The sequence below is a fragment of the Furfurilactobacillus sp. W61-4 genome (assembly GCF_057545565.1).
The window spans coordinates 545,431-567,509 of the sequence record NZ_BAAJNZ010000001.1 but is presented as its reverse complement, the minus strand read 5'-3'; the positions used below and the strand labels follow the sequence as shown (position 1 = coordinate 567,509).

Here is a 22,079-nt window from a genome sequence, read left to right as displayed (position 1 = left end):
GTGAAAGCGTCTTTTAGCGTCTAAACGAGGGTGACGCGGAAAAAGGATGCGGATTGTGTGACATCTTTTATTTAATAGCTGGGATTAACTGACTAGATCCTAGTTGGTAGCTGGGTGAGGCACAAAATCAGCTTGTGCATAGAAAAAGTCGCTGAAGGTAATCTTCTGTGGATCATGACTAACGAGATCAGTCATTTTTTGAATTGAACTGGTCATATAGTGTGGCGTATAAATTAAGCCATCTACCAACCAATTTTTAACGAGCCCAATATAAGCAGACACGATAAAAGCAATTTGAATGTTTTCGGGAACGTCAATTTCCAAAAAGTCGGACTTTAACTGATCGTGAAATCGTTCAAGTGCTTTAGTTAAGCGCGCAATTAGTTGATACTCAAAGAGCCCGTTTTCTTGGGTATTGAGCAAGACATTAAACATGTTCGCCTCAGTTTCGATATAGCTGAAAGCTGCATTGACGGAGAATAATTGGGTGACTTGGGTCGAAGGCCTGATCAATGGTAATCGGTCAGTGCTGTCGATCATCACAGCATTAAAAAAATCATCTAAAATTTCTGTCATTGCGCTGGCAATAAAATCGCGCTTGTCTTTATAGTGGAGATAAAAGGTGCCTCGAGTGATGTGGGCAGTTTCAGTAATTTTTTGCACACTAATGTTTTCGATCTTATATTGCTGCATCAAATTGATGAGGGCAGCTTTTAAACTTGACCGTGTTTTAATTACCCGAGGATCCAAATGCTTAGCCATGTGAATTCCCCCAAGCTGTCATTCGATGAATTCTTATTAGACAGCTTATTGATAAATGTTTACAAAGCCCATTATATAAGAAATGAAAGCGCTTCGTCAACCGACATATCACGGATAATGTACAAATGATTGCACGCTAGTTGAACAAGCCACGATAGTCAATTAGGTCTAACGTGGGTTCTTCAAAGAACTTAGCCGCATTTTGTTTAAGGAAAAGCTCGGAATATAAATTGACACTATGACACCACTTTTCTATACTGATATGAGTGAAGTTACGCAGCAGTAGCTCAGTTGGATAGAGCATCGGTCTTCTAAACCGAGGGTCGTGGGTTCGAACCCCACTTGCTGCATTGTTTAGATGACTAGTTTTACAGAAAGCCTAACGGAGCGGCGGAGGTAGCAAGATGTGGAAAAAGATTGTGGCAGCGATGGTTGTCTTAGCAAGCATGGTAGTTCTGACAGCTTGTGGCCAAAAAAGTTATGGCGGCGTCCAGGTGACGCAAAAAGAATATACCCGTGTTCAAACTGAGAATAACCGGATTGAGGCCTTGGTCACAGCGCTACAAAAATTCCGTTACGATGACGAAGCGAGTGCTAATAAAGTCTATCAGGCGGCTGATAAAGTTAATCAAACTTTACGGCCCGGATTAAGTGAGGGACAAAAAAATCAGTTGGCTAATACCCTTGGCGATGGTCCAACGGGCGTGAAGGGCATCGTGAAAGCTGCCGTTGGCAAGCAATATAATTTCGATGATGAAGTTGCCTCGCAATTTCATGCCAATTTTCGTTTGATTTTTGATATGGCAGCCTACTCAATTGGCAATTCCGCCCAGCAACGTAGCAAGATCGAGACACAGATGCGCAAAGACACAAATGCGGATACTGAGTTGTATAAAATTGGCAGTCAAGAATAACAAATGTAATGATTTAGTAAAAAAAGACTTTTTTCTGTTAAGAAAGCGTTGAAATTTGAAACTCCCAGACTAACCTTGGTAAACTAATCCTAGTAAAGTTGCTGTCTAGCAACACCAAGGGAGGTTTTAAGATGGTCGCAGTTGTCGTTTTAGTCGTTGTTTTAATTGGTAGTGGCGCGTGGGAGTTGATGTACCGTCCTGCCGCATCACATTTATCAACCAATCGGACGACTGCCCAAGCCTCTCGCCGCCAACGGTTGAAACGCGATTAATTTAAGCTTGATCTAACGGGAATCCACAAGTTAACGGATTCTTTTTTTGTTTCATTGAGTGACGTTTTCTCATAGCCAGTTAATGGGCCGGGATGGATGCACTTGTCCTATCAGTTTGACGTTGACCGTGCCGTTTTTTTTTGGTATACTTTTAACGTTGTCGTTGTGGGCTTCCACACTGCAACCGCACAGAACAAGTTATAAGTTTGTTTCATGGTGAGACAGCACTTGTTTTTGGCGAGTCTAAGACTTTAATTTGAGGAGGTGCACAACGTGTACGCAATTATCAAAACTGGTGGTAAGCAATATAAAGTTGAAAAGGGATCACCGATCTTTGTTGAAAAGTTGGATGCAAAGGAAGGCGACAAGGTCACTTTTGACGAAGTTGTGTTAGTTGCTAGCCGTGCCATTACTGTTGGGACACCATTGGTTGAAGGTGCTTCAGTAGCAGGTACAGTTGAAAAGCAAGGCAAGGAAAAGAAGGTTGTAACCTTTAAGTACAAGCCAAAGAAAAACCAACACACTAAAAAAGGTCACCGTCAGCCTTATACACGGGTTATGATTGACGATATCACCACAAAATAACTCAGTTTGCTTAAACCAAAACTAAGAAGATTATGATAAAAGTTGCGATTTCAAGAAATTCCGATCAGCAAGTGACGTCATTTAAGATGACTGGTCACGCTGGTTCAGGACAATACGGTGAAGACATTGTGTGCGCGGCCGCATCTGTGTTGGCAATTACCACGGTTAATGCGTTAGACGAGGTAGCGACGGTTCATCCGTCACTGACTTCTGACGATGCAAATGGCGGGTATTTAGCCTTAACAATGCATGATCGCAATCAGGCAGCTGAGACGATCCTCGCAACATTCACATTAGGAATGACACAAATCGCCGAGAAATATGCACAATTCATTACGATTAGTGATGGTCACTTTAACTAATGGAGGTGGAACCACATGTTATTGGACATGAATCTACAATTCTTCGCTCACCATAAAGGGGGCGGATCGACAACTAACGGTCGTGACTCAGCAGGTCGTCGGTTAGGAACGAAACGGGCAGATGGTCAACAGATCAACGCCGGTTCGATCATCTACCGTCAGCGTGGCACGCACATTCTACCTGGTCTTAATGTTGGCCGTGGTGGGGATGATACCTTGTTTGCATTGACTGATGGTGTTGTTAAGTTTGAACGGAAGGGTAAGGATCGCCGTCAGGTGTCTGTTTACCCGGTTGCTGAAGCTGAATAACGAGTCGATTGACGGGCATGATGTGTAAAACATTGTGTTCGTTTTTTTGTTTGACGAAGTGAAATGTCACAAGTTTACGATGATTTAGTTGTGGAGATGACGCAATGAGTAGACAAGAACGATTAAAACGCGTTCAAAAGGAGTTAGTGCACTTGCGATTAGATGCCATCATGATCACGGATGGGTTTAATTTACAGTATTTAACTGGTTTTAGTGACGTGGGCGGCGATGGTTGTCTATTAATTAGTCAATCCAACTACTGGATGATTACTGATGCGCGCTATGAAACCGCAATGACTGATGATTTGCCAGCGGGTGTCCAGCTGCTAATTACCAGAGATTACTATGGACAAGTTGCGACCTTAGTTGAACAAGAACAAATGACAGTTGTCGGCTTCGAGGATACTTTGCCATATGCTATTTGGGCCCAACTTGATGAGCAGCTAACGGCGGACTTTGTTGGCATGCATGCGATTGTGGATCATTTACGTGAGGTCAAGGACGAAACAGAAATCATGGCTCTGCGACATGCCATTACTTTATCCAGTCAAGGATACGATGAAGTTTTACCAACGATCGTTGCCGGCATGACCGAGATCGAGGTGGCCAATCGCTTGGACGAATGGATGCGAGCTCATGGTTCAACCGGTCCCTCATTTGCCACGATTGTCGCTAGCGGTCCACGAGCGGCGCAACCACACGGCGCAGCGACTAATAAAAAGCTTCAACAAGGCGAATTAGTGACCGTCGACTTTGGCTTTTATTTCGATGGGTATACCTCTGATATTACGCGAACATTCGCCCTGGGGCATGTTGATGAAACGCTAAAACGAATTTACGACTTAACTTTAACCGCTAATCAGGCTGTGATCGCTGCCATTAGACCCGGCGTTTCAGGCGCTGAGCTTGACGCTGCTGGTCGCGACATCATCATTGCGGGAGGTTATGGGCCGCAATTCAATCATGGAATGGGCCATGGAATTGGCCTGAATATTCATGAAGAGCCACAGGTTTATGGACCACGGATGCCATATCAACTGAGCGCGAACCAAGTTATTACGGTAGAACCTGGTATTTATGTGCCAGATGTAGGCGGAGTCCGGATTGAAGATGATGTGTTGGTGACTGAAAATGGGGCAGAAGTCTTAACAAGTTCACCCAAGACGTTGCAAGTTATTTAACTGTCGTACCGTCCGCACTTGTGGATGCTCAATATCACTTAGTTTATTTCGCGCTGAGCTGTTTTTGAAATGGTTGCTATTGCAACGCTAGGAGCGATTACTGTATACTGAACAAGAATGAATTTTAGGAGGAACGATTATGTCGATCTCAACTGCAGACTTTAAAAATGGATTAACGATCGAAGTTGACCATGCCATCTGGCGGATTGTTGAATTCCAGCACGTTAAACCTGGTAAAGGTGGGGCGTTTGTTCGATCAAAGTTAAAGAATTTGCGGACTGGTGCCGTTCAAGAAAAGACGTTCCGCGCCGGTGCCAAGATGGAATTGGCCGAAATTTCACAGGCCAAGATGCAGTATTTGTACAACGATGGGACTAATTATGTTTTCATGAATACTGAAACTTATGACCAAGTTTCCATTCCAAATGAGTCGATGAAAGATGCAGCCAAGTACTTATTGGAAAATATGGAAGTGACTGTGACTTCATTCGGTAACGAAATCCTTGGTGTGGAAGTTCCTAACACGGTTACGCTAGAAGTTGCTGAGACTGAACCAGGTATTCGCGGAGACACGGCTACTGGTGGTTCTAAGCCAGCAACCATGGAAACTGGGCTGGTTGTGCAAGTGCCATTTTTCGTGAATGCCGGTGACAAGTTGATCATTAATACCCAGGAAGGGACCTACGTCTCTCGGGCCTAGGTAGGTTGCTAGATTGGAGGTCGTCATGCCTGAAGTGAATAAAATCACGTTAAATCAGCCAGAAGATGCATTGGGCACCATTGAAATTTCAGCTGACGTTTTGGAGATTATTGTTGGCGTTGCAGCCAGTCAAGTTGAAGGCGTTAATCGAATGCGTGGAAACATTGCGAATAACGTTTCCGAATTGTTTGGCCGAACTGAATTGAGTAAGGGTGTCAAACTTAACTTGGAAGACGGCGTTATTACAGCCGATGTGTTCGTTTATCTTGACTACGGGGTTAGCGTGCCAAAAGTTGCCTTGGAATTGCAAGATAAGATCAAGCAACAAGTTGCCTTAATGACTGAGTTGACGGTCGGTGAAGTGAACATTCACATTGTTGGGATTGTTCCAGAAAAAAACAATTCGGATATTGATCCTGACGACATCTTCGGCGATCATTTAACGACTGAATCAAATGAAACGACAAGTAAAGATGGTGAAGCGTAGTGGATTTATCGCGGCACCAAATTCGTGAGATTGCCTTTCAGGTCTTGTTCGCCAAACACGCGAATTCTGATGCTGATGTGGCCGCTTTGTACCAACAACTTATTGATCACGATGAAGATCAGTCCACAATTGTGCCAGAGTATCTAGTTACGTTGGTCAATGGGGTACTTGAACATCAAGATCAATTGGATGCTGAAATTGACGCGCAATTAGCCAACAAGTGGTCGGTTAGACGATTAGCTTATCCTGATCTCATTATTTTGCGGTTAGGTTTGTATGAGATGAGCTATTCGGCGACAGTTCCGACTCGAGTCGCTTTAAATGAGGCGATTGAGTTAACTAAAGAATTTTCCGATGACGATTCTCGGCGTTTTGTTAATGGCGTGCTTTCTAAGTTGTTTGATCAAGCAGACCAGAAAAATAAGGCTTGAGTTACCGTATTTTAAGTAAAATATGAGCGTTCGGATTCTTTTAGTCGTCTGACTAATAAGTCCGAGCGCTTTTTTGGTAAGCTTCGTCTTGTTAGTGCTTAGGATCATCCGGCTGGCCTCACTCTGATTATTTTTGGTGTATCCAGATTATCTTGGCGTAATTCGACTTGGTTTCATAAACGGTCAACTGCCACGATCAGCTGTAATGTGGTAAAATTATTCAGCATAAGTTAATAAAATGGACTGAAGAAATGTAAATGGAGTGAGACGCATGACAGCAAAATTAATTGATGGACGGGCAATTGCTAAGCAACTAAATGAAACAACTGCAAAGCAGTCCTTGGCTTTAACCAGTCAAGGGGTTATTCCTGGCTTGGCTGTTATAATGGTCGGCGATGATCCAGCCAGTGCCATTTATGTTCGAAATAAAGAGCGTCAAGCAGGCAAACTGCATTTCAACTCAGTCGTGAAGAAGTTACCGTCCAGTGCAACACAGGCTGAACTATTAGCGTTAGTGGCGCGGTACAATCAGGACCCTGAAATCCATGCGATTTTGGTTCAGTCACCGTTACCAGATCACTTGGATGAAGAAGAAGTTGTCCAAGCCATTAACCCAGTGAAGGATGTTGATGGTTTACATCCGCTTAATTTGGGTCGTTTATTTGGCGATGTTGGGCTGCATTATCCGGTGGCGTGCACGCCTAAGGGCATCATGACAATGTTGCATGACCAGCAAATCAATATTTCCGGGCAACATGTCCTCATGATTGGCCGTAGTCGACTTGTTGGTAAGCCAATGGTCGCCTTATTAAATAATGAGAATGCAACGGTAACCTTGGCCCACCGGCATACTAGTGCTGCTCAGTTAATGACTTTAAGCAAAATGGCCGATATTATCATTGTGGCAGTCGGCCAGCAAAATATTGTGACCGCTGATATGGTCAAACCTGGCGCGACGATCATTGATGTCGGGATGAATCGTCGAGCGAATGGTAAATTAACCGGGGATGTGGCTGACGGTGTTGACGAGGTTGCCGGGTTTATTACGCCGGTCCCCGGCGGTGTAGGCCCCATGACCATTGCTACATTAATGCAGCAAACCGTTCAATTAGCTGCTTGGCAAAATGGGTTGGAGGTTTAAAATGGTTGCTCGTGAAGATTACTTAACGGTAACCACTTTAACGCGCTATTTGAAACGAAAATTTGATGCCGATCCGTATTTGGGCCGAGTGTATTTGACTGGCGAAATTTCTAATTTTCGCTTACGCCCGAATGCACATCAATATTTTAGTCTAAAAGATGATCAAGCTAAGATTAGTGCCATCATGTTCAAGTCAGCGTTTGCCAAACTTAAATTTCAGCCAGAGGCCGGCATGAAAGTACTGGTTACCGGAAGGATTTCGCTGTACGAACCCTCAGGCAGTTATCAAATTTACGTCGATCACATGGAACCTGATGGTGTGGGGGCTTTGTATCAGGCCTATGAGCAGTTAAAACGAAAGTTAGCTAGCGAAGGACTATTTGAGCGGCCAAAACGTGCATTATCGATGTTTCCTAAGCGAATTGCTGTGATCACGAGTCCATCAGGAGCCGTTATCCGAGATATTATCACAACCACACGACGACGTTATCCGATTGTGCAGCTTGTTTTATTTCCGGCGCAAGTTCAAGGGGACGCGGCAGCCAGTGATTTAGTCCGGCGGATTGAGCAGGTCAATGCGTTAGGTGGATTTGATACACTCATTATCGGTCGTGGTGGTGGATCGATTGAAGACCTGTGGCCGTTTAATGAAGAAGCCGTGGCCCGCGCTATCAGTGCCAGTGCAATTCCAGTGATTTCATCCGTGGGTCACGAAACGGATACCACAATCGCTGATTTAGTTGCGGATGTGCGCGCCGCCACACCGACAGCTGCGGCGGAACTGGCAACACCGGTGTTGACTGATGTGTTGTCGGCTTTAAGCGAATTAAAAAATCGGTTGCTGCAAGCACTAACTAGTCGATTACGTGTCGACCAGCAACGCTTAAGTCGGTTACAGCAAACATACGTCTTCACGCAGCCGCAACGATTGTATGAAGGGTATGTACAGCGTTTGAGCTTGTTGACAGATCAATTAATCCGCGCTCAACGGCAAGTAGTCAGCCAAAACCAGCAGCAACTCAGCACGCTCCAAACTCGCTTAAGTCCGCGCTTATTATCAGATCGTTTTAACCAACAACAAGAACAACTGTTGGCATTACGGACGCGTTTGTTCACATCGGGGACCACTCTTTTTCAAAAGCGACAGCAACAGGTGGCGGCGTTAGCCAGTCAATTAGATTTGTTGAGTCCGCTAAAGATAATGACACGTGGTTACAGTTATGTGACCACCGATGAAACAGTGATTAAATCCACTAGTCAATTAACGATCGGCCAGTCGGTTACGTTACACTTAGCGGATGGTCAGGCAACTGCTCAGATCGCAACACTTAAATCAGATCATGAAAGGAATTAATCATGGCAAAATCAGACGAAGCACAACCAACATTTGAAGAAAATTTAACGCGGCTTCAGGAGATTGTGACCCAGTTAGAGCAAGGTGATGTGCCGTTAGAAACGGCCTTGACGCAATTTCAAGCGGGGGTCAAACTCAGTCAACAACTGCAGGAGACCTTGACAAAAGCAGAAAAAACGCTCACTCAGGTGATGAATGACGACGGACAAACCGTTGATTTTGAAGTCAAGCCAGCTACTGGTGATAATGCTGATGAGTAAAGTCTTAACGGCCTTTGAAGCGACTTATTTGCCACAAATTAACGACTGTTTGACAAAGCAAATGGCGCACAGCAGCACGCAGCCCACCTTGCAGGCGGCGATGTCTTATTCGGTGATGGCCGGGGGCAAGCGGTTGCGGCCGTTGTTAACCATTGCGGCTTTGACCGGCTTGAACGGTGAACTAACAGGCGAAGAATTGGCAGCAGCTTGTGCCGTGGAATTGATTCACACGTATTCCTTGATTCACGATGATTTACCTGCTATGGATAATGATGATCTACGACGTGGACAAGCAACTAATCACAAAGTTTACGGTGAAGACGTCGCCATCTTGGCAGGGGACGGTTTACAGGCACTTGCGTTTGATTGGCTCAGCACATTGTCGTTGCCGCTAATAACTAAAGTGACATTGATTGGTGAACTTGCCCATGCTGCTGGACCGGGCGGAATGGTTGCTGGTCAAACATTGGATGTCACTTTAGCTGGCACCACGATTTCACTGGCAAAATTGCAACAATTACATCGCGAAAAAACCGGGGCCTTACTTGTTTATGCTGTGCGCGCCGGGGCATTTATGGGCCAAGCGTCCAAGGAACAGCTGGCGTTACTAACGAAATTTGGGCAGGCTTTCGGATTAGCGTTTCAAATTTATGATGACATCTTAGATGAAACTCAGACGGCTGCGGCTCTTGGTAAAACGCCGAACAAAGACGTGGCAGAAGGTAAAAATACGTATCCCAAATTACTTGGTTTATCTGGTGCTAAGCAGGCATTGATCGAACAGGTGGTTGTGGCTAGACAGTGTTGCAATCAATTGGCGACTACGGGGATGAACGTTGAGCGGTTAGAAGCGTTGCTTGACTACTTTATCATTGATGGGAAGGAAACGAATTAATGGAAAAACAACGGGTGGATATTCTACTGGTGGAACAGGGACTTTTCACTTCACGTGAACAAGCTAAGCGTGCGGTCATGGCTGGCGAGGTTTTGGGCAAAAACGAAGAGCGTCTGGATAAGCCGGGCGAAAAAATTCCCACTGACACGGAGCTGCACATTAAGGGAGTACCCATGCCATATGTTAGTCGGGGGGGCTTCAAATTAGCCAAAGCGTTACAGGTGTTTAATATTGATGTGAGTGGTCAAACAGTATTGGACATTGGCTCATCTACAGGTGGCTTTACAGATGTGATGTTACAAAATGGCGCTGCGCGGTCCTATGCACTCGATGTTGGTAGTAATCAGCTCGTCTGGCAACTTCGCGAAGATCCCAGAGTGGTCGTAATGGAGCATACAAATTTCCGGTATGTAACGTTAGCTGACTTCACGCAGGGACAACCGACTTTTGCCAGTATTGATGTTTCATTTATTTCATTACATTTAATTTTACCGAACTTAAAAACAATTCTAGCCCCAGGTGGGCAAGTGGTCGCGTTAATTAAGCCACAATTTGAGGCTGGTAAGAATCGGGTCGGCAAGCATGGTATTGTCCGTGACTCGGCAGTGCATCGAGCCGTATTAGAGGATATGGTAGACTTTGCCAGCCAGAGTGGTTATGACGTGTTAGGCTTAGATTTCTCGCCAATTAAGGGTGGTGGCGGCAACATCGAATTTCTTATTCACTTAGTTAACGCTGGTGAACAAGGTCAGGTTAGTGCAAATGTATCAATTGATGACACACTGTCAGCTGCTTATACCCAGTTAAATCAAAAACAGGATGGCAAGTAGGGATGAAGAAGAAAGAACGCCAGGCGCAAATTCGCCGGTTAGTGGCCAATCAGGCCATTCATACCCAAACGGAATTAGTGACGGTCCTTCAGGAAGCCGGTTTGGCAGTCACCCAAGCGACTGTTTCACGAGATATTACCGATTTACAATTAGTTAAGGTGCCTGACGATCAGGGGCACACCTACTACACATTTTCTAATGATCGACCTGTTGATGGCGAGGCCAAACTGCGACGAAATTTGCGCGGTAACGTGGTTGAAATGAAAGTCAACGATCGGTTTTGTTTGTTAAATGTGTTACCAGGCAATGGACCTGTCATTGGTAGCCTGATCAAACAGATGAATTACGCAGAAGTGTTTGGTGTCCTGAGTGATGATAGCTCAGTCCTGATTGTCGGCAATTCCGTGCTGAGCACGACCCAGATCCGAGCCCGGTTGGCTAGTTTAGGTGCAGAATAGCGAGGAACCGCGATGCTACAGGAATTATCAATTAAAAATTTTGCGATTATTGAATCTTTAAATATCGCCTTTGATGACGGAATGAGCGTTTTGACTGGGGAGACAGGCGCCGGAAAGTCGATTATTATTGATGCGGTTGGTTTGCTAGCCGGTGGTCGAGCAGCCAGTGATTTCATTCGGAAAGGGGCTAACAAAGCGACGATTCAAGGCTTGTTCGTTTTGCCAAAGGCGTCACCGACCTTTAAAGTTTTGGATCAACTCGGCGTCGACTATGCGGATCGACAAGTGGTCATCGATCGCGAATTGAATAAAAATGGACATAATGTGAGTCGGATTAATGGCACCATCGTGAATACAACCACCCTTAAGCGTGTTGGAGAAACGATGGTTGATATTCATGGTCAAAATGAACATCAAGAATTAATGCAACCCGAGAAGCATTTGAGCTTACTGGATGAATTTCAGCCGCAAACGTTGGCACCGCTAAAGGCCACGTATGAGCAAGAATATGCCACTTTTAAACAGGTTAGTCGATTAGTTGTCAATAAGCGTGAACATGCTCAAGAATGGGCGCAGCGGTTAGATATGCTTTCGTTTCAGGTGCAGGAGATTGGTGACGCCAATTTGCAACCAGATGAGGAAGAACAGTTGCTGACTGAACGGGATCATTTGGCGAATTATCAACGCATTGTCACTGCTTTAGAAAGCAGTCATGAGGCGATCACAGGTGGTGAAGATGCTGCCGCCTTGGATCAAATTGGTGTCGCAATGACTGCGATGCAAGATATAGCGGACCTCGATCCTGCCTATGAAACACTAGCAGATGGCTTAGCTAATGCCTATTATGGCTTACAAGATACGGTTAACGATTTGTCTAGTCAACTAGCTAATCAGGAGTTCGATGAAGGTCGATTGGATGAAATTGAAAGTCGGCTGGAAGAAATTCATCAGCTAAAGCGAAAATACGGCGATTCGGTTGCTAGTGTGTTGGTTTACTTTGACAAGATTAAGTCTGAGTTAGCAAATATGCAGGCCGATCAAGATGATGATCAGGCCTTAGAAACCCAACTTGCTGAGGTTAAGACCCGTTTAGCTGCGGCAGGAGATCAATTAAGTCAGAAACGTCAGGCATTGGCAAAAACGTTGGAACAGGCAGTCCATAAGCAACTCAAAGCGTTGTATATGGAAAAGGCCGTCTTCCAGGTGCAGTTCTTGCCGCATAAAGAGACCCCGTTTTATGCCTCGGGAATCGACAATGTCGAGTTTTACATTCAAACTAACCCTGGTGAGGATTTGAAGCCCTTAGCCAAAATTGCTTCTGGTGGAGAATTATCGCGAATGATGCTGGCTTTGAAGACAATTTTTTCGGAGACTCAAGGCGTGACCAGTATCATTTTTGATGAAGTGGATACCGGTGTCTCCGGTCGGGTCGCCCAAGCCATTGCTGAAAAAATTATGGCCATCGGTCGTCATTCACAGGTTCTCTGTATTACTCATTTGCCTCAGGTGGCTGCGATTGCGGACCATCAGTTTTATATTCAAAAGCAAGTGGTTGGTAAGCGCACAAAAACAACGGTTGCTAAGTTATCAGAAGCAAAGCGGGTGGATGAATTGGCACGCATGTTAGCGGGAACTACCGTGACCCAATTGGCAACCGAACACGCTTCTGAGCTATTGAAGTTGGCGGCTGCAGAAAAACAGACATATAACATTTAAGTATTGATGGATTCATCAAAAAAAGCCTTCATAGCAGAAGGCTTTTTAGGTTGATTTAATTAAGGGCAGCAATCCTGGCAGTCAAGGCGACTTATTTTGACAAAAGATTAACAGTTAGGCTACCATCATGCCATAGCAAATCTCGCGAACTTGTTCGGGCAACAAAACGTAGCTACTACCAGTACTGTGATTAGTTAAAATTAACGAATGCCGTTGTTGCTGCAAGGTTCCGGTGATAATTGGGAGCTGCTTAGCAAAGGGATTACGACTGTTTAGCATGACAGAAATAACCGTGTGGTGGGCTAGCGCATCATTTAAAAGGTTGATTAGTTGATTAGATGACATTTGCGAATGCACGAGCGTATCACCACGTTCACCCGTCCAGAACCATTGGCGAAAACGAACTAAGTGAGCATGTAGACTGTGCCGCGTAGGAAGCGCTACTGGCTTACGCCAAATAAAGGGCACATGACTTGGCCGTTGTGGTTGAATGTAGGTGTTTGGTAACAATTGATCCATGGCGATAGCCTCCGTGACTTTGTTCGTGTTCGCCGAACATTTGTTTGTGTTTTTAGTATACGAACAAATGTTCATAAATGCAACTACCAGTTGTCAATTGTTCAGAAATTTGGTCCTTTACGTCCAGATCCCGCCATTCCTACGGGTGAAACGGATTATAGCTTGAATTTTTGGTTAAAAAAGTTCAGAATTAGTGATAAATCTTTTTTAAGCTGTTGAAAGGAACGAAGCAGTCGATGCCGAAACGTGGAATGTTAATTGTCTTGTCTGGACCGTCAGGTGTGGGCAAGGGGACAGTTCGTAAAGCAATGTTTGATCAGGGAGGAACTGATTTTCAGTATTCCATCTCGATGACCACTCGCCACCCCCGAGCGGGAGAAGTGGATGGCAAGGATTATTTTTTTGTTTCTAAGGCCACGTTTGAACATAATATTGAAACTGGTGGCATGCTAGAGTATGCCCAATATGTGGACAATTATTATGGTACGCCGATGAAATATGTTCAAGAAACGCTCGCAGCCGGCAAGGATGTCTTTTTAGAGATTGAAGTTAATGGCGCGATGCAGGTTCGTGAGAAAATGCCAGACGGTGTATTCATCTTTTTAACCCCGCCAGATTTAATGGCTTTAAAACAGCGACTGATCGGTCGAGGGACGGAAACAATGGCCGTGATCGATGAACGGATTCATCAAGCCGTGACAGAAATTAAAATGATGCGCAACTACGATTATGCGGTGGTGAATGACAAAATTCCGTTGGCCGTCTCCCGAATTCGCGAGATCATTCGGGCGGAACGCTTACGAGTTCCCCGGGTTTACCCAGAGTATGCGCAGATGTTAGAATCGAGTGAGTTGCAAACAGGCAATTTGGAAGACAAGAAGGGATTGTAAACTATGATTTTATATCCATCAGTTGATAAATTATTACAAAAGGTTGATTCACGCTACTCATTAATTATGTTGGCTTCTAAGCGTGCACATGAACTAGATGCCGGTGCTCAAGAGTTATTATCAAGTTATGATTCGGACAAGTCGGTTGGCAAAGCGCTTGAAGAAATCGAAGCCGGTGAGGTCACGATTGATCCAGACCATGAAGAAGATCTTGGGCGTAACCGCAATATCACAGATGTTGAGTAAAGCTCAGTCAAATATAGTGATTAAATCGTCTTCTTTGATTTGGAGGACGTTTTTTTGTGGCCAGAATTAATTTGATTTCTTGGCCCATTGTGACTTTTAGTTGGCTTTATTTGAAATGGGTTAACTAATTATGGTGGGATCCTTGAGCGAACTGGATCAATCATTTATTTTAATTTGAAATAAATGATTTCGGCAAAACAAGTCATTCTGAGTGTTTCTTATTGTTCAATGCGCTATGCTTATAGAGGAAGATAAACCTAATAGGGAGCTGAAAGACATGAATACCGACACAAAAGCAATTGTTTTTTTTGACCTTGATGGCACGCTTTTTGATGATGATAAGCATGTTTTACCGCAAAGCATTGCAGCAATTAATGAAATGCAACAAAATCATATTTTGCCAGTCATTGCGACAGGAAGAAATATCTTTGAAATCCAATATGTGCTGGATGAGACCGGAATTGATACCGTCGTCAGTGCCAACGGATCTTATGTTCAATATCATGGGCAGGAATTATTCCGAGAAGCGATCGATCAACAACTAATTGAAGAATTCACGGCGTTTGCAAAAGATCAAGGTGACGCGGTGGCTTACTACAACAATGAGGGATTTGCCTTAACAGAATCGACACCAGATGTCGTCAATAATTATCACGCGTTGAAGTTAGACGTGACGATTGATCCAGACTATTTCCGTAAACAGCCGATTAATTTCATGAATGTGTTTAATCGTGATAAAGAGGATCTATATAATCAAGCTTTTGCGGGACGGTTGGCCTTGGTCCGCAATAATCTAGTTTGTTTAGACACGATGAAGAGTGGCGTAACGAAACGAAGTGGGCTGGAACGGTTACTTCAAGAAACGCACCTAACTGGTATTCCAACGTATGCTTTTGGTGATCAGCTAAATGATTTAGAAATGTTTGCGAGCGTTGATACCGCGATTGTGATGGGCAATGGGCACCCGCGGGATAAGGCAGTGGCTGATTACGTAACGACAACTAATACGACGGACGGAATTGTGAACGGGTTGCGCCATTATCATCTGATTGCTAGTAAATAAATGACATGTCCCAAACATGATGATCTGATGAAAGCGAGGTTGTTCAATGAAATTAGAAATTCCGTTACAGAATGGGATCTTGGCCGATCGCTACGGGAAGTACGCGGCTCCGGATGAATTGTATCAGGGCCATGCGACGATTTCGTTTCCACTACGTTTTGTGGACGTCCCCAAACAGGCGGTCAGTCTAGCTTGGGTCGTGATTGATGACGATGCCATCCCAGTTGTTGGTTTTACGTTTATTCATTGGACTGGTGCTAATCTGTCTGTTGAGCACGCAAGCTTACCAGAGGATGCAAGTCGCCATGCAGATGGACACTTCATTCAAGGGAAAAATAGTACTGCTGGTCGGCTAATTCACGAGACGGATCCGATGATTACGCAACGTTATACGGGGCCGACACCGCCTGATAAAGATCATGAGTATAAGGTTTTAGGCTATGCGTTAGATGAGCAATTGCCTTTAGCTGATGGTTATTGGTTAAATGAGTTTTACCGAGCTATCAAAGGCCATATCGTCGCTAAAGCAAGCACAACATTTATCAGCCGTGCATAATTAGACTCGAACCATTAAAAAAACCACGTTTATGTGTACTTCCCAAGGATGGAAGTTACAGTAAACGTGGTTTTTAATGAGAAATCAGTGAAATCAAGGTTAGTCGTTATTTCGCCATTTGAGCTTCAATATTGGCTAATGTCAAGGCACTTGTCTCTGAAAAGATGACGTCGGCAGCGCTTAATTCGTTGGCATCACCAATGCCAATTGACGTCTCATGGGCACCGTTGATGGCCGCAACGCCTGCTGCAGCATCTTCCACACCAGCACAAGCTTCTGGTGGTAGATTAAGGATTTCTGCCCCGCGAGTATAAATTTCTGGATCTGGTTTTCCTTTGCTCAGCGTGGCTGGGTCAACGATTTTGGTGAAGTAATCTGATAAGCCAATGTGCTGTAGGATTGTTGGCGCATTTTTTGAAGCGGAAGCTAAGGAGATGACATATCCCTTGGCTAGTAAATCATCAAGAAATTCTTTTACACCAGGAAAGACATCGGCCGGGGTCATATTACTAATTAACTTCAGGTAATTGTCATTCTTTTTTGTTGCGTAGGCGACTTTTTCCGCTTCGGTGTAGTCATTTTCCTTGCCACCAGCTTTTAGAATCATTTCTAGAGAGTCCATGCGAGACACACCCTTTAGACCGTTGGCTAATGATTCAGTCCAAGTTACACCGAGCTCATCGGCGAGTTGGTGCCAAGCCTGTCCATGAAATTTAGCTGTCCCAGTGATCACACCATCTAGATCAAAGATAAATCCTTTTAAGTCTGCAAATTTTGCCATGTTATGAGGCCTCCGTATTTTTAATTGTAAGTGGTTGGTTCGATTTTAAGTGTTGCATTTTGCCAAACACCTTGACCGTTGCCTCTTTATCGGCTGTGATGGTCATTTCGTCATGGGTGAAGTTAAAGCGATAATTGACACCCTTGAATTGTTCGCTAAATGCTAGGCGCTGCCAACGTTCTGGTAGGTGAGGCGTCACCGATAAGACATCGTCGAACTCAGTTACACCGCCGTAATTGCGCATCTCAAGGAGTAAGACGGCGCCCATGACACCCAGGTGGATTCCTTCAGCGGTTGTTCCGCCTTGAATATCATAGTAATCCGACCTTAAAGCTGTGTTGAAGAAGGCAAACGATTGATCCATGTTGCCCGTAATCAGACTCAAGACTGAATAAACAATCCGTGAGAGAGTAGAACCATGAGTTGTACGGGCAAGGTAATATTCGATGTTGCGAGTCAAAGCACCTTTAGGTAGTTGATAGCCGAGCTGTTTCAGGATGTTATCAATCGTATTAAAGCTGAGGTTATAGTAGGCCATCAAGGCATCAGCTTGTTTAGCGACTTGATAGGAATCAGGAGACTTGTCCTCAGCCTTTAACAGGCGGTCGATCCGAGAAATATTGCCATACTTTTTTCGATACTTTTCAAAGTCTAGCGTTGGTAATTTAAAGTAACCTTCAAATTGACCGATGACACCATCTTTATTGATATCTAAACTTAGCTGGTGGGCGATGTCATCGAAACGAGTAAAGTCTGCCGTGGTTAATCCGGTTTTCTTTGTTAACGCTGTCCAAGTCTTTTGATCGACTTGTTTTTTTAAATCAGCCAGTGTGGTGAATAACCAGCTCACCATAATGTTGGTATAAGCGTTATTTGTCAACCCGGGTTCATCCGCATTCGGATAATTTTCATGAAATTCATCTGGGCCCATGACGTTCTTAATATCAAACCGCCCTGTCGTTTCATTTTTGACTGCTTTACTGGACCAAAAATGGGCGATTTCGAACAGCATCTCTAAGCCATACGTTTTTAGAAAATCGACGTCGTTGGTGCTATGGAAGTATAACCAAATGTTGTAAGCAACCGCCAAGGAAACGTGACGCTGCAGGCGACTATTGTCCGGATCAAATTTGCCACTATCTGGGTTGAAGTGAACAAATTGTGACTGTTCATCGCCATATTGAGCTGATTGCCATGGATACATGGCACCTGCATATCCCGCCAATTGCGCGTTCTTCTTAGCGGCAGCTAATCGTTGATAACGATAAAGCAGTAGTTGCTTCGTTAGGTCAGGAGTATGCAGGGTGTAAAATGGCAGGACAAATAGTTCATCCCAAAAAACATGCCCGCGGTAGGCCTCACCATGTAGCCCACGAGCGCCAACGGAAGCGTCCAAATGAGGGTTACTATTCGGGGAAGCTGAGACAAACAAATGATAGATATTAACGCGCGTTAGTTTTTGGGCAGTTAGATCACCATCGATTTGAATATCACTATCGTGCCAGACGCGTTCCCAGAATCGTTGATTAGCTGTTACGACATCGTTAAAACTTGTCTGACCGAGTTCATTTGTGACCGCGTCATTTAAACTGCCGTCTGTTTCTAGGCTAGTATTAATGGCGATTGTTTTTTCGATCACATAAGTAGTTCCTGTTTGTGCTTTGAACGTAAAGCTCTGTTCTAAAATATCGTCGGTAACGCTTTCATTTACCGGTGAGTCCGGTGTTAATTCTTGACTAGTTAACCGTGTTCCAATGACGAAGTCTACTTTGGAAGTCTTGGTTTGTCCGCCGAGGGTCGCATCTTGACCATTAATAGTAGTCTCAGTGATATCAAAATGTCGTGATTTGAAAGCCTTATAGCGATCCACGTTGGCGTTAACAACGCTACCATCGATGCGAGAGAAAATCGTAATTGAGCCTTCAAAGTTCATCGGGGTCACTTCATAATGAAGGACAAAGCGATGCCACTGATGCATGTCGGCAACTCGCTGCTCACATATTTTTAATAAATGACCGGTTGGCAAGGAGACCAGCAGGGTGGTGGTTAAAACACCGGTGTGTAAATCCAAAGATCGATAAATGTCACTGATGTTTTCGCGTTTAATCGTAAAGGGTTCTTGTTGATCCAAACTAAAGGATAAATATTGGGCATTAGGTAAATTGACGAGATCCTCATTGATAACATCATGTCCTGCAATATCCGTCGTCAGTTGATTGTACAGACCGGCGACATATAAGCCTGGGTAGTTATCTTGATCGGCATTAGCTGCAAGATAGGCGCCACGAAGGCCAAAATAACCGTTACCAATCGTTAACATCGCCTCTTGACCATAATTGCGCTTGGCAGCGTATTCACCATAATAATCAAGATGCCATTCATTATAGGTACGTTTATTTTCGACGGCGGTTGCTAAGCCTTCCCGGTCGGCCGTTTCGTGGCTAACCACTGGAATGTTAAGCATATTGGAGAGGGCTAGGCCCATGTCGATGCGCTGGTGATTGACGCCGATGACAGTATCTGAAAAATCATAGTCTAGTGGATTTTCAATGATTGCGGCGTCAAAGTCGATCCCGGCTAATTTTTCACGAATTTTTTCCAAATTTTCACCAATCGGAACATCGGCATCACACACAATCGTGATGGTTTTAGTGAAATTTGTCTTTCCGTTTGGTACGTAAGAGATTTCAAACGCATCGTCAAGGACACGAACTGAAAACGTACGCATATGTCTTACCCCCTATAAAGTTCTGGTAATGTTTGTACCCACCCTCATGGTAATTTTTATTGCTAAACTTCTCAACCTAAATACCTCGGTTCTTGTAAAAAAGCTCACGATCGCCGAATCTGTTACAATAAGTTGATTATTTCAATTGGCCTGAATTTCATAAAAATGAATTTGATCCGAATATCGAAAGGAGTCGAATTGGTGACCCAAGCAGCGCAAGTTATTGTGGACGTGCCGACGATGCAAACGAATCGGCCGTATACGTATATGATTCCTACTGATTTAGTGGACACCGTGGTGCCTGGTGTTCGCGTTTCCGTTCCATTTGGTAAGGGAGATCGGGAAGTGGGTGGCATGGTGGTTGGCTTAGTCAATCTGGAGCAAAATTTAGAACATGACGCCGTGTATCAGGGTGATTTAAAGCCAATCAATCGGCTGCTGGACTTAGCGCCTGTGTTAAATGAAGAGTTACTAGCACTCAGCGATTGGCTAGCTCAACAGACTTTTGCCTTTCGAATTTCAACGATTCAAACAATGTTACCGGCAGCGTTGAAAACGGCCAGTCACAAATGGTTGGTGGCTGATCAATCAATCGATAATGATGAGCTAGCTGATTTATTCGATGCACAGGGACGCTTAGATTTTACCGCGACAACCTTGTCTGAAAGTCAGGTTAAAGCGTTAGCCCGTTTACAACGTGCGGGGGTGGTTCATGCGACCTACCAAGTGAATAGCCGAGCGCAAGTTAAAACGAAGACGTGGGTGACCAGCCAACTAAATGAAGCACAGCTTACAGAAAAATTAGCCTCACTACGAGCCAATGCGACCAAACAACGCCGTGTATTACAAGTACTTTCTCGACAAACTGCACCACAACCTTTAGCGGCGTTACTAACTGATGCTCGTTTAACTCGAGCTGATTTCACGGCCGCCGCTCAACGTGGCTGGGTGAAAATGACCGAAAGAGAAGTGTACCGCGATCCCTTTGCGCAAAGTGAGGTGCAACCGACCACTTCCATGACGTTACAACCTGATCAGCAACGAGCCGTGACGGCGATTAATGAAGCGATTACTGATAATCAGGCGACAACATTCTTGCTTGAAGGGGTGACGGGTTCCGGTAAAACAGAGGTTTATCTGCAAAGTATCGCTAAGGCGTTGGCCCAACAGCAAACAGCTCTGATGTTGGTACCAGAAATCGCGCTGACACCACAGATGGTGAAGCGAGTTCGCGGGCGATTTGGGGCGCAAGTGGCCGTGTTGCACAGCGGTTTGTCGGCTGGTGAAAAGTACGATGAATGGCGGCGAATTGAACGACATGAAGCAACGGTCGTGGTTGGCGCGCGATCAGCGGCGTTTGCCCCATTGGATAATATAGGGCTGATCATCATGGATGAAGAGCATGAAACGAGTTATAAACAATCGGATAATCCTCGTTATCAAGCGCGTGATGTTCTGCTATGGCGGGCAAATTGGCACAATGCACCGGTGATTTTGGGATCAGCCACACCGTCATTAGAGAGTCGTGCACGAGCTGAACGAGGTGTCTATCAGCATTTGATGCTACCTAAACGCATCAATCAACGGCCACTGCCACCTGTCCAAATTATTGATATGCGTGAACAATTGAAAACGCGTCAAGAAAGTAATTTCTCGGTGGCCTTGTTAACCGCCTTAAAGCAGCGTTTAGAGCGCGGTGAGCAAAGTGTCTTAATGCTGAATCGGCGTGGTTTTTCGTCATTTATGATGTGTCGGGACTGCGGCTTTGTCTTAAAATGCCCGAATTGTGATAATACGTTGGTGTTGCACATGGATTCTCACACCATGCGTTGCCACTATTGTGGACATGAAGAGGCCATTCCTCATCGTTGTCCTAATTGTCACAGTCGCCGCATTAGTTACTATGGAACGGGTACTGAAAAAGTGGCGGCCGAATTAAAGCAGCTATTACCGACTGCGCGTGTTATTCGGATGGACGTTGACACAACACGTCGCAAGGGCATGCACGAAAAGATGCTAGCTGCTTTTGGCCGGCATGAAGCCGACATTTTATTAGGAACGCAAATGATTGCTAAGGGCCTTGACTATCCAGATGTAACGCTAGTTGGTGTCTTAAACGCCGATACGGCTTTAGGTTTGCCTGATTTTCGTGCTAGCGAGCGAACATTTCAGTTGCTCACTCAGGTCAGTGGGCGAGCCGGCCGGGCGGACAAGGATGGTGAAGTCATGATCCAGACGTTTAATCCAGACCATTATGCGATTCAGCTCGCGCAGCAGCAGGATTACGAACGATTTTTCCGTGTGGAAATGAATTTACGTCATTTGGGCAATTATCCGCCGTACTTTTATACCGCGCTAATCAGCGCTAGCGATCAAGACGAGAATACGGCGGCCAAAAAAATGTTCGAACTCGCGGATTGGTTAAAACAACGCTTGTCATCGAGTACCATTATTTTAGGGCCAACGCCGCGACCGATTGCACGGATTAAAAATCGTTATTACTATCAAATTTTCTTGAAGTATAAGCAAGAGCCACAACTTCACGATGCTTTGATGCAAATATTGGAAGAATCACAGCACTTACGGGGATTACAAATTAGTATTGACATGGAACCACAAAATTTCGTCTAGGAGGATCA

At 44.7% G+C, this 22,079-nt stretch carries 25 protein-coding genes, 1 tRNA gene and 1 other annotated feature; of the genes, 22 read left to right on the top strand and 4 right to left on the bottom strand.

Annotated elements, in window-relative coordinates; translation table 11 throughout:
• Positions 1–99: 99 nt before the first annotated feature.
• Positions 100–762 (bottom strand): TetR/AcrR family transcriptional regulator, encoded by a 663-nt coding sequence (locus AC27FN_RS02810; protein ID WP_487166502.1) that lies wholly within the window; start codon positions 760–762, stop codon positions 100–102.
• A gap of 276 nt (positions 763–1,038) precedes the next feature.
• Here AC27FN_RS02810 and AC27FN_RS02805 point away from each other — a divergent pair.
• The 17 genes from AC27FN_RS02805 (at position 1,039) to recN (ending at position 12,657) form a co-directional block, all read left to right on the top strand.
• Positions 1,039–1,112, top strand: a tRNA-Arg gene (locus AC27FN_RS02805).
• Positions 1,113–1,166: 54 nt separating this feature from the next.
• Positions 1,167–1,676, top strand: coding sequence for a hypothetical protein (locus AC27FN_RS02800; protein ID WP_487166501.1), 510 nt, complete (start codon positions 1,167–1,169; stop codon positions 1,674–1,676).
• 131 nt (positions 1,677–1,807) lie between these two features.
• Positions 1,808–1,948: a hypothetical protein gene (locus AC27FN_RS02795; RefSeq protein ID WP_487166500.1), complete on the top strand. Its 141-nt coding sequence runs from the start codon at positions 1,808–1,810 to the stop codon at positions 1,946–1,948.
• 172 nt (positions 1,949–2,120) lie between these two features.
• Positions 2,121–2,203 (top strand) — a sequence feature (ribosomal protein L21 leader region).
• 18 nt (positions 2,204–2,221) lie between these two features.
• On the top strand, positions 2,222–2,533 hold the full coding sequence (gene rplU, locus AC27FN_RS02790; RefSeq protein WP_407882123.1) for a 50S ribosomal protein L21: 312 nt from the start codon (positions 2,222–2,224) through the stop codon (positions 2,531–2,533).
• A 32-nt stretch (positions 2,534–2,565) separates the two neighbouring features.
• A complete protein-coding gene (locus AC27FN_RS02785; protein WP_487166499.1) occupies positions 2,566–2,895 on the top strand; it encodes a ribosomal-processing cysteine protease Prp in 330 nt (109 codons plus the stop codon).
• Positions 2,896–2,910: 15 nt separating this feature from the next.
• Positions 2,911–3,204, top strand: coding sequence for a 50S ribosomal protein L27 (rpmA, locus tag AC27FN_RS02780; protein WP_407882126.1), 294 nt, complete (start codon positions 2,911–2,913; stop codon positions 3,202–3,204).
• A 104-nt stretch (positions 3,205–3,308) separates the two neighbouring features.
• The gene (locus AC27FN_RS02775; protein WP_487166498.1) at positions 3,309–4,385 is read left to right on the top strand and encodes a M24 family metallopeptidase; all 1,077 of its coding nucleotides are present in this window, start codon (positions 3,309–3,311) and stop codon (positions 4,383–4,385) included.
• Positions 4,386–4,524: 139 nt separating this feature from the next.
• Entirely contained in the window at positions 4,525–5,085 is a 561-nt protein-coding gene (efp, locus tag AC27FN_RS02770; RefSeq protein WP_487166497.1) for an elongation factor P, read from the top strand.
• A 25-nt stretch (positions 5,086–5,110) separates the two neighbouring features.
• The gene (locus AC27FN_RS02765) at positions 5,111–5,572 is read left to right on the top strand and encodes an Asp23/Gls24 family envelope stress response protein (RefSeq protein ID WP_487166496.1); all 462 of its coding nucleotides are present in this window, start codon (positions 5,111–5,113) and stop codon (positions 5,570–5,572) included.
• A complete protein-coding gene (nusB, locus tag AC27FN_RS02760) occupies positions 5,572–6,003 on the top strand; it encodes a transcription antitermination factor NusB (RefSeq protein WP_487166495.1) in 432 nt (143 codons plus the stop codon). The genes AC27FN_RS02765 and nusB overlap by 1 nt, the downstream gene beginning before the upstream one ends.
• A 271-nt stretch (positions 6,004–6,274) precedes the next feature.
• Positions 6,275–7,144 carry a bifunctional 5,10-methylenetetrahydrofolate dehydrogenase/5,10-methenyltetrahydrofolate cyclohydrolase gene (locus AC27FN_RS02755; protein ID WP_487166494.1) on the top strand — a complete coding sequence of 290 codons (870 nt, stop codon included), beginning with the start codon at positions 6,275–6,277 and terminating at the stop codon, positions 7,142–7,144.
• 1 nt (position 7,145) lies between these two features.
• Positions 7,146–8,498: an exodeoxyribonuclease VII large subunit gene (xseA, locus tag AC27FN_RS02750; RefSeq protein WP_487166493.1), complete on the top strand. Its 1,353-nt coding sequence runs from the start codon at positions 7,146–7,148 to the stop codon at positions 8,496–8,498.
• A 2-nt stretch (positions 8,499–8,500) separates the two neighbouring features.
• Positions 8,501–8,758: an exodeoxyribonuclease VII small subunit gene (locus AC27FN_RS02745; RefSeq protein WP_487166492.1), complete on the top strand. Its 258-nt coding sequence runs from the start codon at positions 8,501–8,503 to the stop codon at positions 8,756–8,758.
• The gene (locus AC27FN_RS02740) at positions 8,751–9,653 is read left to right on the top strand and encodes a polyprenyl synthetase family protein (protein WP_487166491.1); all 903 of its coding nucleotides are present in this window, start codon (positions 8,751–8,753) and stop codon (positions 9,651–9,653) included. Before AC27FN_RS02745 ends, AC27FN_RS02740 begins: the two co-directional genes overlap by 8 nt.
• Positions 9,653–10,483 (top strand): TlyA family RNA methyltransferase, encoded by an 831-nt coding sequence (locus AC27FN_RS02735; RefSeq protein WP_487166490.1) that lies wholly within the window; start codon positions 9,653–9,655, stop codon positions 10,481–10,483. Before AC27FN_RS02740 ends, AC27FN_RS02735 begins: the two co-directional genes overlap by 1 nt.
• Positions 10,484–10,485: 2 nt before the next feature.
• A complete protein-coding gene (locus AC27FN_RS02730) occupies positions 10,486–10,941 on the top strand; it encodes an arginine repressor (RefSeq protein ID WP_487166489.1) in 456 nt (151 codons plus the stop codon).
• Positions 10,942–10,953: 12 nt separating this feature from the next.
• On the top strand, positions 10,954–12,657 hold the full coding sequence (recN, locus tag AC27FN_RS02725; protein WP_487166488.1) for a DNA repair protein RecN: 1,704 nt from the start codon (positions 10,954–10,956) through the stop codon (positions 12,655–12,657).
• 114 nt (positions 12,658–12,771) lie between these two features.
• Here recN and AC27FN_RS02720 read toward each other — a convergent pair whose 3' ends face one another.
• Positions 12,772–13,176 carry a hypothetical protein gene (locus AC27FN_RS02720; RefSeq protein WP_487166487.1) on the bottom strand — a complete coding sequence of 135 codons (405 nt, stop codon included), beginning with the start codon at positions 13,174–13,176 and terminating at the stop codon, positions 12,772–12,774.
• Positions 13,177–13,412: 236 nt separating this feature from the next.
• On the opposite strand from AC27FN_RS02720, the gene gmk reads away from it, so the two are divergent.
• The 4 genes from gmk (at position 13,413) to AC27FN_RS02700 (ending at position 15,931) form a co-directional block, all read left to right on the top strand.
• Complete coding sequence (gene gmk / locus AC27FN_RS02715; RefSeq protein WP_487166486.1) at positions 13,413–14,066, top strand: guanylate kinase; 654 nt, start codon at positions 13,413–13,415, stop codon at positions 14,064–14,066.
• 3 nt (positions 14,067–14,069) lie between these two features.
• A complete protein-coding gene (rpoZ, locus tag AC27FN_RS02710; RefSeq protein WP_487166485.1) occupies positions 14,070–14,312 on the top strand; it encodes a DNA-directed RNA polymerase subunit omega in 243 nt (80 codons plus the stop codon).
• A gap of 277 nt (positions 14,313–14,589) precedes the next feature.
• Complete coding sequence (locus tag AC27FN_RS02705; protein ID WP_487166484.1) at positions 14,590–15,375, top strand: Cof-type HAD-IIB family hydrolase; 786 nt, start codon at positions 14,590–14,592, stop codon at positions 15,373–15,375.
• A 46-nt stretch (positions 15,376–15,421) separates the two neighbouring features.
• Positions 15,422–15,931 (top strand): YbhB/YbcL family Raf kinase inhibitor-like protein, encoded by a 510-nt coding sequence (locus AC27FN_RS02700; RefSeq protein ID WP_487166483.1) that lies wholly within the window; start codon positions 15,422–15,424, stop codon positions 15,929–15,931.
• A gap of 106 nt (positions 15,932–16,037) precedes the next feature.
• Here AC27FN_RS02700 and pgmB read toward each other — a convergent pair whose 3' ends face one another.
• Both pgmB and AC27FN_RS02690 read right to left on the bottom strand, forming a co-directional pair.
• On the bottom strand, positions 16,038–16,712 hold the full coding sequence (gene pgmB / locus AC27FN_RS02695; RefSeq protein ID WP_487166482.1) for a beta-phosphoglucomutase: 675 nt from the start codon (positions 16,710–16,712) through the stop codon (positions 16,038–16,040).
• Between the two features lies 1 nt (position 16,713).
• Complete coding sequence (locus AC27FN_RS02690; RefSeq protein ID WP_487166481.1) at positions 16,714–19,440, bottom strand: glycoside hydrolase family 65 protein; 2,727 nt, start codon at positions 19,438–19,440, stop codon at positions 16,714–16,716.
• Positions 19,441–19,641: 201 nt separating this feature from the next.
• Between AC27FN_RS02690 and priA the strand changes: the two genes are divergently transcribed.
• Positions 19,642–22,071, top strand: coding sequence for a primosomal protein N' (gene priA / locus AC27FN_RS02685; RefSeq protein ID WP_487166480.1), 2,430 nt, complete (start codon positions 19,642–19,644; stop codon positions 22,069–22,071).
• The last annotated feature ends 8 nt before the right edge of the window (positions 22,072–22,079 follow it).

Coding starts and splice junctions, on each gene's coding strand:
- AC27FN_RS02800 (WP_487166501.1), top strand. CDS start 1,167: ATGTGGAAAAAGATTGTGGCAGCGATGGTTGTCTTAGCAAGCATGGTA.
- AC27FN_RS02745 (WP_487166492.1), top strand. CDS start 8,501: ATGGCAAAATCAGACGAAGCACAACCAACATTTGAAGAAAATTTAACG.
- AC27FN_RS02720 (WP_487166487.1), bottom strand. CDS start 13,176: ATGGATCAATTGTTACCAAACACCTACATTCAACCACAACGGCCAAGT.
- rpoZ (WP_487166485.1), top strand. CDS start 14,070: ATGATTTTATATCCATCAGTTGATAAATTATTACAAAAGGTTGATTCA.
- pgmB (WP_487166482.1), bottom strand. CDS start 16,712: ATGGCAAAATTTGCAGACTTAAAAGGATTTATCTTTGATCTAGATGGT.
- AC27FN_RS02690 (WP_487166481.1), bottom strand. CDS start 19,440: ATGCGTACGTTTTCAGTTCGTGTCCTTGACGATGCGTTTGAAATCTCT.
- AC27FN_RS02740 (WP_487166491.1), top strand. CDS start 8,751: ATGAGTAAAGTCTTAACGGCCTTTGAAGCGACTTATTTGCCACAAATT.
- AC27FN_RS02755 (WP_487166494.1), top strand. CDS start 6,275: ATGACAGCAAAATTAATTGATGGACGGGCAATTGCTAAGCAACTAAAT.
- xseA (WP_487166493.1), top strand. CDS start 7,146: ATGGTTGCTCGTGAAGATTACTTAACGGTAACCACTTTAACGCGCTAT.
- AC27FN_RS02700 (WP_487166483.1), top strand. CDS start 15,422: ATGAAATTAGAAATTCCGTTACAGAATGGGATCTTGGCCGATCGCTAC.
- efp (WP_487166497.1), top strand. CDS start 4,525: ATGTCGATCTCAACTGCAGACTTTAAAAATGGATTAACGATCGAAGTT.
- AC27FN_RS02765 (WP_487166496.1), top strand. CDS start 5,111: ATGCCTGAAGTGAATAAAATCACGTTAAATCAGCCAGAAGATGCATTG.
- AC27FN_RS02730 (WP_487166489.1), top strand. CDS start 10,486: ATGAAGAAGAAAGAACGCCAGGCGCAAATTCGCCGGTTAGTGGCCAAT.
- AC27FN_RS02775 (WP_487166498.1), top strand. CDS start 3,309: ATGAGTAGACAAGAACGATTAAAACGCGTTCAAAAGGAGTTAGTGCAC.
- AC27FN_RS02705 (WP_487166484.1), top strand. CDS start 14,590: ATGAATACCGACACAAAAGCAATTGTTTTTTTTGACCTTGATGGCACG.
- rpmA (WP_407882126.1), top strand. CDS start 2,911: ATGTTATTGGACATGAATCTACAATTCTTCGCTCACCATAAAGGGGGC.
- AC27FN_RS02795 (WP_487166500.1), top strand. CDS start 1,808: ATGGTCGCAGTTGTCGTTTTAGTCGTTGTTTTAATTGGTAGTGGCGCG.
- gmk (WP_487166486.1), top strand. CDS start 13,413: ATGCCGAAACGTGGAATGTTAATTGTCTTGTCTGGACCGTCAGGTGTG.
- recN (WP_487166488.1), top strand. CDS start 10,954: ATGCTACAGGAATTATCAATTAAAAATTTTGCGATTATTGAATCTTTA.
- AC27FN_RS02735 (WP_487166490.1), top strand. CDS start 9,653: ATGGAAAAACAACGGGTGGATATTCTACTGGTGGAACAGGGACTTTTC.
- AC27FN_RS02810 (WP_487166502.1), bottom strand. CDS start 762: ATGGCTAAGCATTTGGATCCTCGGGTAATTAAAACACGGTCAAGTTTA.
- AC27FN_RS02785 (WP_487166499.1), top strand. CDS start 2,566: ATGATAAAAGTTGCGATTTCAAGAAATTCCGATCAGCAAGTGACGTCA.